This window comes from Bacillus sp. AFS041924 (assembly GCF_002577195.1).
GTDB lineage: Bacteria > Bacillota > Bacilli > Bacillales > Bacillaceae_G > Gottfriedia.
Genome location: NZ_NULG01000033.1, coordinates 23,523 through 40,280, shown reverse-complemented (window position 1 = coordinate 40,280; position 16,758 = coordinate 23,523). Strand labels below are relative to the sequence as shown.

6 protein-coding genes are annotated in these 16,758 nt (G+C 32.8%); 4 read left to right on the top strand and 2 right to left on the bottom strand.

All coding sequences use genetic code 11. From position 1 onward, the window contains the following. Positions 1 to 259: 259 nt before the first annotated feature. Both COC46_RS11535 and COC46_RS11530 read left to right on the top strand, forming a co-directional pair. Complete coding sequence (locus COC46_RS11535; RefSeq protein WP_098809861.1) at positions 260 to 1,504, top strand: helix-turn-helix domain-containing protein; 1,245 nt, start codon at positions 260 to 262, stop codon at positions 1,502 to 1,504. 259 nt (positions 1,505 to 1,763) lie between these two features. Further along, entirely contained in the window at positions 1,764 to 5,933 is a 4,170-nt protein-coding gene (locus COC46_RS11530; protein ID WP_098809860.1) for a S8 family serine peptidase, read from the top strand. A gap of 488 nt (positions 5,934 to 6,421) precedes the next feature. On the opposite strand, the gene COC46_RS11520 is transcribed toward COC46_RS11530, so the two are convergent. Next, a complete protein-coding gene (locus tag COC46_RS11520) occupies positions 6,422 to 7,324 on the bottom strand; it encodes a LysR family transcriptional regulator (RefSeq protein WP_098809859.1) in 903 nt (300 codons plus the stop codon). 132 nt (positions 7,325 to 7,456) lie between these two features. Between COC46_RS11520 and COC46_RS11515 the strand changes: the two genes are divergently transcribed. Continuing rightward, the gene (locus tag COC46_RS11515) at positions 7,457 to 11,047 is read left to right on the top strand and encodes a bifunctional 2',3'-cyclic-nucleotide 2'-phosphodiesterase/3'-nucleotidase (RefSeq protein ID WP_098809858.1); all 3,591 of its coding nucleotides are present in this window, start codon (positions 7,457 to 7,459) and stop codon (positions 11,045 to 11,047) included. Between the two features lie 94 nt (positions 11,048 to 11,141). On the opposite strand, the gene COC46_RS11510 is transcribed toward COC46_RS11515, so the two are convergent. Continuing rightward, positions 11,142 to 12,008, bottom strand: coding sequence for a polysaccharide deacetylase family protein (locus tag COC46_RS11510; protein WP_098809857.1), 867 nt, complete (start codon positions 12,006 to 12,008; stop codon positions 11,142 to 11,144). Between the two features lie 489 nt (positions 12,009 to 12,497). Between COC46_RS11510 and COC46_RS11505 the strand changes: the two genes are divergently transcribed. Further along, a complete protein-coding gene (locus COC46_RS11505; protein ID WP_098809856.1) occupies positions 12,498 to 16,622 on the top strand; it encodes a S8 family serine peptidase in 4,125 nt (1,374 codons plus the stop codon). Positions 16,623 to 16,758: the final 136 nt, after the last annotated feature.

Genomic DNA, 16,758 nt, shown 5'->3' with positions numbered 1-16,758 from the left:
TTTTCAGTGGCCTCAAGCGAAGTACCTGGAATGGAAAATCAACATTCTTTTTTATCAGAGCCTATTATATAATGTGATATTTTTAAATTTTTTTGGGACTGGCAATATGAAATATAGTAAGAGTTAAATATTGTTATTGAAAATAAAAAAAATAATGATTTAATATAAAATAAACGACTTAGTACACGAACAATTTATAGGGAGAAATTGTTTTATCACGTTAAATACTCATAAGAGGATAAAGCAATGGGAGGACATCATGATCCAAGGGAAAATTATAAAGTTTTACCGTGAACTTCAAGGTTTAAGGCAAGCCGACTTAGGGAATCAAATTTGTTCGAGTACGCATATTAGTAAAATTGAACGTGGTATTACAGAAGTATCTGAAGAAACAATTGAATTGTTAACTAAAAAACTTGGAATTAATATGCAGGTTGAAATCGAAACGTACTATAATTTGAATTCAGTTTTAAAAGAATGGCATGATTCAATTATCTTAAAACTAAATTCAAAAGCAACAAGCATGAAAGCTAAGTTAGAAGGAATCTCGCTTTTGAAAATCCAAGATTTTTATCGTTTTTACACACTAATTTTAACAAGATATTATTTATTAATTGGAGAAAATAATCTTGCTAAAGCTTTGATTGATGAGATGAATTGTTGGCACGAACTTTCACCTTATGATCAAAATATGCTGTATCATATTAAGGGGAAGTTTTATCTTGACTATCAAGGTGAATATAAACGAGCGATTTCTTATTTAAAGAGAATTGATCTAACCTACTACAATAATCCTGAATATTATTTTGATCTAGCTGTTGCCTATATGTGCATGAATTCCCGTGTGCTTGCGTATCATTATGCTAATAAAGCATTGCAATTTTTTACGAATGAGAACAGCTTTAATAGAATACTTGAAACTGAAATGTTAATGTTGATTCAAGTTGAACAAGAAGAAATTTTTGATACAAAAGATTCAGGGTATCCAAGATTAATTGAAATGGCTGAAAGTCTAGGTTTAAATGATCAAAAAGCAAAATTACTTCATAATTATGCTTATCAACAATTTCGTAATGGATCCTATAAACAAGCATTCGATTATTATAGTCAATCCTTAAAATTACGTGATAAATCACATCCTCATTATTTAGTAACCTTAGAAGGATATTTAAATACAGCTACAAAAATAGGTCTACAATCCGATATAGACTTGATTAAAGCTGCAAAGAAAGGGCTCGCTTTAGCAAATAAATCAAACGATGCTATGTATTCTCACTATTTTCAATTACATGTCTTTAAAATTCAAAATTTAATAGAAGAATACTACCAATACTTAGAGACAGTAGCATATCCGTTTTTTAAGGAGAAGGGCTACGGTCTTGCAACTGAGAATTATGAAATTAAGTTATTCGATTTTTATTCGAAAAAAGGAGATATTGAACGGGCTAATCAGTTTACACACTCTATAGTAGATCGATATCGAAAAAATAGTGAACTTGTTTAAAGTAAATAAATTGAAGCCTTGTATATTTATATAAGGCTTTTTATATTTTGTATAGGAGACTTTAATGTGAAAACCCCATTTATAAACAAGTTTTCGACATATTTCTTTCATTTATTTCCCCTATTAGTAAAGTTTTTGGAGTGAATAACCCCCATTGATGTGTAATCCAACTGAGATTAAGATAATTGCAGGAATACTTTTCTGAAAATTTAGAAATAGAAAGTACTCTCTACATACATGATTTACTAGGAGGAAGAAAATGGGGAAGAATCGTCAAAAACATAAAGCTGTAAAAGGTTTAACAGTTTTAGCTTTATCAACTAGTATAGTTTTCGGTTCATTTGGTCAAGCAACAAAAGTCTCACAAGCAAAAAGTAATTCCAAAGTGGAAGATATTCTAAGGAATTTAACATCTGCACAAAGAACAGCTCTACATCAATTATCAACGACGGATGAAACGGGGCTCAAAGTTTCACCTGATATTAATTTATCATCTACAGTCCAAACTCCAGTCATTGTTGAATTCGCTAATAAACCAGCAAAAGTTGCTCAAATAGAAGCGAGTCTAGAAGGTCAAAATTTAACAGCAGCCGAAGCATCTAGTTTAGTGGATAGTGATCATGAAAAGTTTAAAAAAGATATTGAAAAGTTAAAATCTAATAATAAAAAATTGGATATTAAAATTAAACGTACATTTAAAAATGCCTTTAATGGAGTTTCAATGAGTTTACCAGCAAATCAAATTAATGAACTGTTAAAGTCTAAAGTTGTAAAGAAGGTATGGAGTAATCAAACATTTACGATTAATCCACCTCCAGAAGATGACAAAAGCGGTGAAATGAAAGCAGACGAATCTAAAGTTGGGAATTACTCTCCTTACGATGGATTAGATCGATTACATGCTGAAGGATATACAGGAAAGGGTATAAAGATAGGAATATTAGATACTGGGATTGATTATAACCATCCAGATTTAAAAGACGCTTATAAAGGTGGTTATGATTTTATTGACAATGATAATGATCCAATGGAAACAACCTATGAAGACTGGAAAAAATCAGGGGAACCAGAATTTGGTGGTACTTCAGCTTATTATACCGAGCATGGTACCCATGTGGCAGGTATAATTGCTGGACAAGGAGTAGCAAATAGTGAATTTAAAAAAGTTGGGGTAGCGCCAGATGCAGACATTTATTCTTATCGCGTACTTGGTCCTTATGGGGGTGGTGATAGTGATGGAATAATAGCTGCAATTGATAAAGCTGTAAATGATGGAATGGATGTTATTAATATGTCTTTAGGTGCAACGATTAATGATCCATTATTTCCAACATCAGTAGCTGTAAATAATGCAGTAATTAGTGGTGTGACTACAGTAGTTGCTGCGGGAAATAGCGGTGATAGCTTGTATTCACTTGGGGCACCTGGTACAGCAGCATTAGCATTAACAGTAGGTGCATCATCAGTTGCAATCGATCTATATCAATACTCTGGAGTAAATAGCAATAAAAATTATTCTTTAAGACAAATGGCTCGAAACTATGAAGATGACTTAACATCATTAAAAGGTAAAACATATCAACTTGTAGATGTTGGTTTAGGAAACACCTATCATTTTACTGGTAAAGATGTTAAAGGAAAGATTGCCTTTATAAAACGTGGTTCAATTGCATTAATGGATAAAATTAAAAATGCAAAAGCAAACGGTGCTGCTGGAGTAATTATGTATAATGATGAAGCAAATAAAGCAGAAGGAACAATCAAGGAACTATTAGGAGAGTCCATGGACACAATCCCTTCTTTTTCAATTGCATACGAAGATGGTTTAGCCATTTCAAATGCAATTAAAGAAGGAAAAACTGATTTTTCATTTGGTGATTTTGCAAAGATACAAACGGCATCAGATGAATTAGCTAACTTTAGTTCAAGAGGGCCATCTCGTATTAATTATGATATTAAACCAGAAGTGACTGCACCAGGCGTATCAATTCTTTCAACGGTTCCATTTTATATTAATGATAAAACAGCGGATGGTACAAAAGCACAAGATTATCAATTTGCTTATGAACGTTTATCGGGTACATCAATGGCTACACCTTATGTAGCAGGAGTATCAGCTTTATTACTTCAATCAAATAAGGATCTCACTCCGTCAGATGTAAAGTCGATTTTGATGAATACAGCTGATCCATTGTCAAAAGCATATAGTGTATTTGAAGTTGGCAGTGGTAGAGTAGATGTATATGAAGCTATTCACTCAAATGTGGAATTAGTCGTTAAGGATAAAACACCTAGCGTTATTAATGGAAAACAAAAACTAATTGATGAATCCACAGGGGGAATGAGCTTTGGATCTTTCGGATTTAATGACCAAGCCATTTCTGATTCAAGAACTGTTACACTTAAAAACAGAAGCGAAAAGGCGAAAACATTTAGTATTAATATTAAGTTTCAAACTGATCAAAGAGGATCAGAAGATGCTGCTTTAAATAATGTAACGTTATCGGGGCCAGGTTCGATAAAATTAAACGGAATAAGTCAAAAATCGATTAAGTTTAATTTAAACATTCCAAAAACGGCAGACAAAGGAACATATGAAGGATATGTATTATTCACTAATAATGAGGATCCAACAGAGCAATATCAAATTCCGTTTGGTGTGCGAGTAGTAAACGAGGGGATTTCAACGTTTAAAGTGGAAAACCCGCTATTTTCAACTGGCTACACATGGCCAGAGACGATGTATCCATTTCTAGGTTTCTCATTTGAGTTAAAGTCACATATGAAGACTTTAGATGTAGTGATACAAGACCCAATTACTGGAGGAGACCTTGGATTAGTCGGTTCATTTGATACTTTACAATTAAATGAAAATCAATCTTATTTTATCCCAAGAGGGTTTGATGGTAATTACTATCCATTTACAGGCGATCCAAACAATCCTATTAGTAGTGAAGCAAAGACAATAAAAACTGGACATTATAAATTAAGATTGGTCGGGACTAATGAAAGTGGGAAAACATTCTCACAAGCTTCAGATTTCATATATGAACTGGGTGCACCGAAAGTTACAAGTAGTTTTGATGATTTAGACCAAAAAGTAATCGAATATAATGAAAGTCAATTAGATTCGAACGGACAATTTTTATATGATTTTAATATTAATGTACAAGACCCGGAAGTTGAAGAGGCAAATCGTTATGGTATTCCTGTTGATCAATCTAGCAATTCAGTTGTATCGTTTTATGGTGGATTTCCGGCAAATCCAATCAACACAGATAAAAACGGAAATTATTCTGATCAAATTTTGGTTAACAGTCAATTTCAACCGTTGCAAGTTCAATTTTATGGTTTAGATGCTGCGAAGAATCCTTCTGCTGACGCGTCAAATATGTTAAAGGTCTTTTTCGTAAAAGATACGTACCCATATTATTATTTAGAGGCAAATAAACAAAGTATCACAACGGGGGACACAGTAAATTATAGTGTTCGTTCGAATAATATTAAAAACTTAAAAACTACTAAAATTTCGATACCGGTATTTACAGATCAAGCTAGTATTGAAAATGTAACTGTAAATGATGAAGTTAAGAAATATGGTGAAGCTAATGTTACAGTGGCAACTGCACCAACAAGTTGGCCAGACGTACTTCAATACACATTTACTTTTAATTATTTAGGTACTAAATCACTTCCTGAGGATTTTCAATTATTTAATTTCGATATAAAAACATTAAATAAATTTACAGTAAGTACTCCGTTCTCATGGCATCTGATTAATTCTAAAACAATTGATCAATCAAATGTTGAGACGAACGACGTATATACTTATATGGAAGGTTATAAAAATAATCAAACTATATCAATGTTAGAAGGTTCTTTACGAGTAGAGGGGGCAAATGAGCCTACGACCGGTCAATTGAATAATAATTTAGACCAAAGTACTATTGGAGCAAAAGTCACCGTTAGTTCGTACGACGAAAAATCAATTGTTGAAGTACCAATAGTAAACAAAAATGGTGCATTCGAAGCCAATGGTTTTAACGCTGATAAAAATGATTACACCGTAAGAGTAGATGTTCCTGGACATTTTACATTATACAAACAAGTAAACTTATCTGATGAAGTGCGCGGTGAGCTAGTGGGAAAAGATCAACAAGTTAATATGCCAATTGCTGCAGCAGGTGATGTAAATAAAGATAATGTAATTGATGTTTTAGATGCTTTAGCTGTCCAAACATATTGGGGGACAAATAAGACTTCTGGAGACCTTAACTTTGATAAAGTAGTAGATAAAAAGGATATGGATTTTATAATTAAAAACTTCGGACTACAAAATAAAACTGTTCTAGATGTACCGAAAGCGAAGACTACTTTTAAAGGTGAAACGTTAAATAGTATATTGGAAAATTTAGGTTTAAGTAAATAGAAAGACATTTATAATAATTGGTGTAGGAAAGGACTCATGGAATAAATCATGAGTCTTTTTTTATTTGATCTCAGCAAATCCTATCAAATGAATAATTGGGCAATAGGATTTAATTTATTTAATAAATAATTTTTATAGTGAGACAACGTTTTTTCCCATTGATAAAAAGTAATCCATTCTTCACCTAATCTTCTAGCCTAAAAAATTTTAGTGCCAATAGATTATAAAAGAGGTATATTGGTTCTAACACAAATATCCAAGATCGGGTAGTTTTACATGGATTAGTAAATAAAAGAATTACAGTTGATTAAAAAAAGTATTCTATCTTCATTGGAAATGAAGTGACAGTTGCTCATGTGGATTGGCTTGTGATCATCATTAGTAAGTTTTATATGTATGAATACTTAAAGGCTGATTTTTAAGGTATCTTCTCCTTATAAATTAGCCTTTTTTAATTGATTATTAATCCAAATTTTTATCTAAAGGAATTAACTACCTACTTTTTTATTAAATTCACTTCTTAATTCATCAATATACTTTTTATCATCAGATGAAAGAGGAGGATACTCATTTCGGACACAACCTACATAAAAAGGACGGTGATAAGGGTTAAGTAATTCGATGGATATAACTTCTCCAGATTGAATAAGTGCCTCATTTTGTACGACAAAGTCAGTACCGATTGTAATAGCAATATTTTCTTTAACAGCACTTCTAAGGCTATCGATATTATTAGTCGTGAATAATAATTCTGTATTGTTTTTTAAAAATTCATCATAATACCATTTCATATAATGCTCTTCATGAATAACTAAAATCTCATTTTTTAGATCCTCGATTGTTAGCTGTTTACATTCAGCAAGTGGGTGATTTCTACTTAAACAAACATTGATTTTCACTTCTTGAAATATATCGAATACCATTTCCTTATTCGATTTTAATAACTCATCATAGATCCAAATTAAACCAAAACGTAGTTTTTTTTCTTTTACATCGTTTAAAATTTCTATCGAATTTTTACCATGAACTCTAATTTTTATGTTTGGATTTAAGGTTTTAATTAATTTGATTATATTGATTGTATAATGAATTAGTCCAGGTACAGACGCAATTGTAATTTCTTTTTGCACTTCATTTTTGTTGATTGATAGCTGTTTTAATTTTTCAGTATGTACGAGTACAGTTAGCGATTTTTCGATTAATTTTTCTCCTTCCGGTGTTGGAATTGTTCCATGTCGTAGACGAGTAAAAATTTTAAATCCAAATTCTTCTTCTAAATTGTTTATGGCCTGAGATATTGCAGAAACAGAAATATGTAAATTTTTGGCAGACATTGATAGTGATTTTGTTTTTGAGACATCTACAATGTAGGCTAAATGATCTAAATTCATTTATTTGCTCCTTAAGAAACCATTAACTAGGTTTAAGAATAATTAAATATATTTTAACCTAATTTAATTTTATAATAATTCTAGGGGATGATTTTTAATTAAATCCTAATAAATAGATAAGGGGAATTTATAATGAGGAGAAGGAATCGTACAATTTCGAAAGCGTTGTCAGTTTCGTTAGCAGTATCTTTATTAAGCATGCCTGCTATGGGTAAGCCAGCTTATGCTGCACATAAGGAGACAGAACCTGTAAACGTGCTTGCATCTAAAATAAATAAGGATGAAAAGGATTTAGTAAATTTTCGTATTATGGAAACGACAGATATCCATACAAATTTATTAAACTATGATTACTACAAAGATGCAGCATATGAAAAAGTTGGATTAGCTAAGACAGCTACTTTAGTAAAAGAAGCTCGAAAAGAAGTTCAAAATAATGTTTTAGTCGATAATGGAGATTTAATACAAGGAACGCCACTCGGAACTTATGAAGCGAAAATTGATCCTTTAAAAAAGGGAGAAGTCCATCCTGTATTTAAAGCAATGAACATAATGGGATATGATATTGCAACACTTGGCAATCATGAATTTAACTATGGGTTAGACTTTTTAAAGGAAGCATATGATGATGCTGATTTTCCGTACATTAATGCAAACGTTTTCGTAGATGATCACGATAATAATACTAATAATGATGTAAACAAATTTAATCCTTATAAGATTGTTAATAAAAAAATCGTTGATGAACAAGGGAAGAAACATGTAATCAAAGTTGGCTTCATTGGCTTTGTTCCACCACAAATTAATGAATGGGATAAAGCAAATCTTGAAGGTAAAGTAATTACTAAAAATATTGTAGAAACAGCTAAAAAATTCATACCTGAAATGAGAGAACAGGGAGCAGATCTTATTATTGCTATGACTCATTCAGGCTTTAACGCGAATAAAAAAAGTACTGAAGATGTTATTTATTCATTAAGTGAAGTACCTGGTATCGATGCAATTACTTTTTCACATACACATAAAGTATTCCCTGCAAAATCAGAAGCTACACTTGATGCTTTATTTTTAGATTCTAACAAAAAGCCATTACCAGGTGTAGATAATGCAAAAGGAACAATCAATGGTGTTCCGGCAGTACAAGCAGGATATGGTGGCGGTTCATTGGGATTAATTGACCTTACACTAAAAAAAGAAAAAGGAAAATGGTCGGTAGTTAATTCTCAATCTTCAACTAGAGAAGTATGGGTTGATGTGAAGGATCCTGCTACAGGTAAAACAAAAACAGAAAGTACAGTAGCTCCAGATCAAGAAATAGTAAATGCCATTAAACCAAATCATGATGCAACAGTTAAATATGTAAATACACCGATTGGATCAACTACTGATGATATTCATAGTTATTTTTCATTAATCCAAGATGATCCATCAATTCAAGTCGTTACAAATGCACAAAAATGGTTTGTAGAAAAATATATTGCTGAAAACAAACCAGAATATAAAGAATTACCAATCCTATCAGTAGGTGCTCCATTTAAAGCTGGACGTAACGGTGTCGCTGAATATACAGAAATTAAAAAAGGCGATCTAACAATTAGAAGTGCTGGCGATTTATATCTTTATGACAATACATTAAAAGCGATTAAAGTAAAAGGTTCTGTTGTCAAAGAGTGGATTGAAATGACAGCAGGTAAATATAATCAAATTGATCCAACTAAAACAGAGGAACAAGCTTTATTAAATCCAGCTTTCCCTGTTTATAATTTTGATGTGATTGACGGTGTTAACTATCAAATCGATGTAACAAAACCAGCAAAGTATGATTTAAATGGTAATTTAGTTAATAGCAATTCAAGTCGAGTAGTGAACTTAACTTATAATGGACAACCATTAGATTTAAATCAGGAATTCATCGTTGTAACAAATAACTATCGTGCTGGTGGTGGCGGAAATTTCCCAGGTGTTAAAGGAAGCGAACTTGTAGTAGATTCTGCTGATGAAAACCGTCAAATTTTAATGGATTACATTTCTGAATCGAAAACAATTACGCCAACAGCAGATAACAACTGGTCGATCGCACCTATTAGTGGAAATGTAAATGTAACTTTTACGACTTCACCAAGAGCGGAAGAATTTATTAAACCTAATAGTAAAATTTCCTATACAAATAAAAATGATAACGCAGGCTTTGGAATCTTTAAATTGGATTTAAGTACTACTCCTAAAGAGAATATTAAAGTTCAATTATTAGGCTTAAATGATCTTCACGGTCAGCTTGATACAGATACAAAAGTTACTGCAAATGGACAAGAAGTGTTAGCTGGAAGTATGGAGTACACAGCTGCCGCAATAAAACAACGTGAAGCAGAAAATCCAAATACATTACTTGTACATGCGGGTGACATGATTGGCGGTAGTCCGCTAATCTCAGCTTTATTTCAAGATGAGCCAACAGTTGAAGTGATGGAAGCTATGGGTTTTGATGTGGGTACAGTTGGAAATCACGAGTTTGATGAAGGGATAGCTGAATTAAAGCGTATGATGAATGGTGGAGAGCATCCTAATGGTACAAAAGGGTATGACGGAATGAATTTTCCAATTATCGCTGCTAATGCATACGATAGCTCAACAGGACAATTAATTACTCAGCCTTACACAGTTAAAGAAGTGGGCGGTAAAAAGATTGGTTTTATCGGAGTAGTAACGCAAGAAACTCCTACTATGATTGTTCGAAAAGGTAATGAGACGCTTGAAATCCGTGATGAGGTTGAAGCAATTAACAAGTATACGGATATTCTAAAAAAACAAGGGATTAAAGCAATTGTAGTATTAGCACATAACCCTACACTTCAAACAGGTAAAGCGGATTTATATGATGCAACCGATATTGCTGAAAAAGTTGATGATGAAGTAGATGTTATTTTTGCTGCTCATAATCATGTATTTAATGATAAAGAAGTTGATAATAAATTAATCGTACAAGCTTATTCTTATGGGTCTGCATTTTCTGATGTAGATTTAGAATTAGATGCAATTACAGGTGAAATTATTAAGAAGGAAGCAGAAGTAGTAACAGTTTATCAAAAAGACTATACACCTGACCCAACGATTTCATCGATTATGAAGAAATACGAAGATTTAATCGCACCAATTAAAGCAGAAATTGTTGGGGATTCATTGCAAACTTTGCCTAAAGGGTATCCATCTTCAGATTCTATTGGTGATGTTGCATTAGGAAACTTAATTGCAGACGGAATGAAAGCTTCCATGAATGCTGACTTCGCAATGATGAACGGTGGTGGCGTTCGAGCACAACTTGATGCTGGTCAAGTTACGTTTGGTGATTTATTCGCGATCCAACCGTTTGGAAATGTCCTTAATAAAGTAATGCTTAGTGGACAAGATATTGAAACGGTATTAAATAATCAAATTACTGATAAGGGCTTAGACTTCCACATTGCTGGATTTAAGTATACTTGGGATTCATCGACTAGAAAGGTAGTAGATATCTTTTTACTAGATAATAGTAAAATTGATCCGAATAAAGAATATTCAGTTGTTGTAAACAACTATATGTATGGAAATATAAAATATGGTATTGGTGAACTTTCGACTAATTTAGAAGTAGGACCAGAAGATCTTAAAGCTACTGTAGATTATGTTAAATCACTATCAAGACCGTTCAGTTATGTAGTGGATGGAAGAATTCAAAAAGTAAATTAATAAAATGGGGCTGTCCAAACCAGTGTTACTGGATTTTGGCAGCTTTTTTTTATTTAATGGAATAAACCAAAAATGACGTGTGAACAATCGTACGTCATTTTTTATTCGATTCAATCCACTTTTTAACCTTTTCCCATTTATCATAAGTTAGAAGTACTCTTTTCACAAAAAAAATTGGATCACTAGGTTTATTTATTCCATATCGCAGTGTGAATAGTAGGTTATAGCCATTTTTCATTAAAGTTTGGTCTGTTTGTGGTGTTCCAAATCCATAAGGATAAGCGAAGTATTGTGGGTGTACGTCAAAATGCTGTAGATAAGATTTTGAGGTGAGCTGTAAATCCCTTTGAAATGTTTTAATGTTTTTCTTTTCTAAGAATGGAGGTCGGCCACTCTTATCATAGTAATGTAAATCATATGTGTGAGTACCAAAAGTAGCTAATCCAGACTTCTGCATTTCATTGATTTGATTCCAATTAGCTAGATTGATCCCTTTGTAATTTTGATTTCCTACTTGTCTCATAATGAGAAAACTGGTAAATGGAATTTGCTCCTTTTTTAAAATAGGATATGCATTTTTGTACACACATTGATCGATATCATCAAAGGTTATGAGAATGCATTTACGCTTTGTGGTAAGTGTTCGCTTGTTTCGCATAGATTCATCCAAAATCTTTGGGGTAATAAAGTTCACATGATTTCTTTTTAAAGTGATAATCTGTTTTTCAAAATCACTTTTATAAATATTAAATGTTGTAAATTCAGGTTCTTTTGTAAGAAATCGGATGAATTTATCACGATTTGAACTTATAATATGATAGTTTAAAACAACACAACCGTGTCCAACTAAATCTTTATCTTCTTGGTTTTCTAATTTGGTAAGATGATGGTTCATTCTAAATTTATAAGTAAAATATCCGATGAATCCTACTAATATTAGAACAACAATCAATCTTTTCACAACGCACTCCTTTTTACATAATCTTTTATGTAATTTGATTTCTCAATTGTAATTTCTCCAAATTATTTAATAGTTATCAGTTCTTTCAAAGACAAATTGGATAATTTATCTTTAAAGTCCGATCTGATAGTAACGATTTTTGATATTTAGAGTAAAAATCTTGAGTATTCACCCAAATATTTTCTATTAAAAAATGTAAATTCGACATTTTATATAACTTTTTTCTAGAAAAAAACTCTAAATTCTTTGTTGATAGACAAATAAAAACAACTTTTTACATTAATCTTCTTTCGTAAAAAGTGAATAAATTATGTGAAATCCCCCAATTTACTCTTTAGTAAGAAGTAGATACATTTAAATATAGGGAGGGAACTAAACAAAAGTAAGAGTTTGTAATCTGAATTCTGAATATTGAAAATTATTAGTTGTGTTCCATGACATCATATCAAATTTTAAAACACTATCTACATTGGGGAGAGTAAAAAAAGAATGAAAAAGAAGTTAATTAGAAAGGCTTTAGCCCTTGCATTGGGAGTAGGTTTGGCTTCAAGTAGTCTATCAAATACATATTTAAGTTTTCCATCTAAAGTACATGCTACTAGTACTACAGTTGAAAAAAGTACAAAAGCAGAACAAATTTTAGCAGCACTTACTAAAGACGAAAGAGATGCACTGACAAAGCTGCAAGCATCAGATCTCAATGGCTTGCAAGGGTTTGATGAAAAAGATTTACAAGACGAAAAAGAAATATCCGTTATTGTCGAGTTTAAGTCTATGCCAAAGAAAGTTGCTGTCCTTGATGCTGCGTTAAAGGGAAAGGTAATGACGGCTTCTCAAGCGGAAAACAAGGTTGATAAAGAGCATGCTACTTTTGAGGATGATTTAAATAGTATTTTACCTTCAGCTAAAGATAAAAGTGGTAAAAAATCTTATAAAATAACTCGTTCATTTAAAACAGCATACAACGGAGTTTCAATGAATCTACCTGCAAACAAAGTAGGGTCACTTCTTCAGTCGGATGCAGTAAAAGCAGTTTATAAAAGTGCTACATTTTCGATTGATCCACCAATAAATTCAAATTCTCATAGTGATGAAGAGTCAACTAAAAGAATTGAGAGTATCCCATTTCTTGGAGTGGACAAATTACATAAGGAAGGAATTACTGGAAAAGGAGTGAAGGTCGGAGTAATTGACACAGGAATCGATTATCACCATCCTGATCTAAAAGATGCTTTTAAAGGTGGATATGATTTTGTAGATAATGATAATGATCCAATGGAAACTACATACGATGATTGGATAAAGGCTGGAAGTCCAATGCCACCAGAAGGTGCTACAACATATTATACCGATCATGGTACGCATGTTTCGGGGACAATTGCTGGAAGAGCAAAAAATACTAGTGGGGTAACAGTTAAAGGGATTGCACCTGATGCTGAACTATATGGATATCGCGTTTTAGGACAATATGGTGCAGGAGGGATAGATGCAATTCTAGCTGGAATTGATCGAGCGGTTACCGACGGAATGGATGTGATTAATTTATCGTTAGGAATCGATTTTAATGATCCACAATATCCAACGAGTACAGCGATTAATTATGCAGTTCTTAATGGCGTTACAGCGGTTGTATCTGCAGGGAATAGCGGACCTAATTCATATACACTTGGTTCTCCAGGAGCAGCAGCACTAGCTTTAACTGTTGGGGCTAGCAGTACTCCAATATCGGTAGCAAAATATACGGGAACTCTAGAAGGTTTATCTAACAAAGCATATAATTTAAGCAATCTTTACTCAAACTTTGTAGCCGATCTTAAATCATTTAATAAACAAACAATCGATATTGTCGATTTAGGAGTCGGACTAGAGTCTGACTTCAAGAATAAAGATGTAAACGGTAAATGGGTTTTAATCAATACAGGAACTATTGGTACACAAACAAAAGTTATCTCCGCAAAAGCACATGGTGCGCTAGGGGTAATCGTTTATAATAATATACCAAATGCAGGCCCATCAAACTTTGTCAGAGAGGATCAAAATTTCATTCCGACGTTTAGTATGAGCTATGAACAAGGATTAGATTTTAAAGCACAGCTAGCTGCAGGGTATAACAAATTGACTTTTAAAGATTACTCTGAAGGATTTACAGATGGTGACAAGCTGGCTTATTTCAGTTCTCGCGGACCTTCACGTCAAAATATAGATATTAAACCGGAGATTACTGCGCCTGGAGTAAGTGTCTTATCAAGCGTCCCTGCTTACGACATTTATAAAAATGATCCATCAAATTATCAGTTTGCCTATAATCGAATGTCCGGTACATCGATGGCTGCTCCACATGTAACAGGTATTTCAGCATTGTTACTTCAGGCAAATCCTAATCTTCAGCCAGCAGATATTAAAACAATTTTGATGAATACAGCCAAACCATTGGCGGACAAATATAGCGTTTTTGAAGCTGGAGCTGGTCGTGTAGATCCTTACCGAGCTGTACACACTGGTATGGAAATTATAGTAGTGGATAAAACACCTATCATGATGAATGGAAAAACTGTCAACACAATTGAGGAAACCGGGGGCTTAAGTTTTGGTAGTTTTTATGCAGGTGAAGATAACTCAGTTAAGAAGATCCTTAACTTCAAAAATATTGAAAACAAAACGAAGAAATTCGATATAGAAGTTAATTTTCAAAAGGATGTTGTTGGTTCAGTAGACGCAAGTATTAATGATGTGAAATTAGACATCCCAAATGCTATTTCAGTACAAGCTTTAGAATCCAAAAAGTTATCTATATCAATTAAAGTACCAGCGACAGCTAAGGCAGGAATCTACGAAGGCTATTTAATTATGACAAACCAAAATGACAAAAATGAACAATATCGAGTACCATTTAGCGTTCGAACAACCGAAGAAGGAATTGATTCATCATCGCTTTCTTCAAATATAATGTCACCTTATCAATTACAAGAGACTGTAAACAGTTCAGCTAATTGGCAGGTTAGATTAAATTTTAAATTAAAATCTACAATGAAATGGCTAGATTTAGTAGTAGTAGATGGAAAGACCGGAAATGATATAGGATTTTTAGAATCTATTCCTGCTGACACGTTATATGAAAATACGAATTATTTTGTTGAAAGAGTATTTGAAGGAAAATACTATGCGTTTACTGGAGATCCTAAAAATCCAATTTCTTCTAAGGTTAGCTATACAAAACCTGGACATTACAAAATTAAATTGATTGGTACAAGTGAACGTGATCATATTTCTACATCTTCAAGTGATATTTATATAGATCCATATAGTCCTACAATCACAACTTCCATAGATGGAAATGAATCTCCTGTTGTGTATGAATATCAGCAGGGACAAAAAACAGTTCCTCTTCAAATAAAAGTATTAGATGATGAAGTGACTAAGATGGCGGCAGAAGGATTCATTGTAGATCAATCGGTGAATACTTTGAATTACTCTATTAATGGAAGCCGTAATCCGGTTCTTCCTGTAAGTTCAGATGGCATGGTGAATTTTGACGTACCAATTAGTGAAACGACTCCTTTCATAAAATTTACAGTGAATGGATTAGACGGGGCGAAAAATACTTCTCAGAAGAAAAATTATTTTTTTGTTAAAGCCGGCACTCCTTATGGGACAGTTAAGACCGATAAAACAACTGTAAAAATGGGAGATACGGTATCTGCAACCCTTAATTTAAATAATGTACAAAAGATAAAATCAGCAGAGTGGACTCTAACTAATATCGGTCAAAGCTTTGATATTTTAGAAGCAGAAGGAAATGAAACACTTGCGAATTATGGTGATTACCAATTGACTGTTACAACGACAGGTAACACGTCAAAAGTGAAACTCGTTTTAAATGGAACAGATACAATTAGTGGAAACTTACCAGCTATTAACTTGAAATTAAAAGCGAAGGAAACAGCATTTGCATTAAGCACATCTATAAACCCAACACTATCTTGTATAGACGAATTAGGCAAAACTGCTTCTGTTTCTTCAACTGGTATGGATTTTCAAATACAGCCAAACTTCTCAGAAATTTTTGGGACATTAAAAATATATGGCTTAGCATTAACACCTGACTGGACAAAGGTTGGCGCATCGATTCGTATATTTGATGCAAAAGGTAATGTGTACGATGGTTCATCTACAATTACTAAAGCAGGCGATTATCGAATTTCTAAACTTCCAATCACTGATAAACCGTTTACTTGGGAGTTGAAGGTGCCTGGGCATTTCACGATGAAGCGCCAAATTCAAATAGGGTTCGAAAAGAATGGTAATATTTCAGGTCAGCTACTTTTATACTACACTGGTATGGCTGGATCATTTTTTGATTATGGTGTTGCTGGTGATGTGAATCAAGATGATGTTATCGATATATTAGATGCACTGTACATCCAAACATATTGGGGCGCTAGCAAGAGAGAAGCGGATATTAATTTTGATGGAAAAGTTAATTCAAGAGACCTGGAATTTGTAGAAATGAATTATTTGCAACAAAATAAATACGTAGAAAATGCTCCGAAACCATTGAAGAAATATAAATCAGCTACTTTAGAGACCATTAAGAGTGCATTAGGAATTCAATAATTTTGAATTGGTGATTTATACCTTAGATATAGTAAAGCATAAATCAAGCTTCTTGTATTTTAAGAGGCTTTTTTTCATATTTTAATTTTGATTTTTTTGTTCTAAGAAAAAAATAATGCAATCTAGTAAAAAAGTA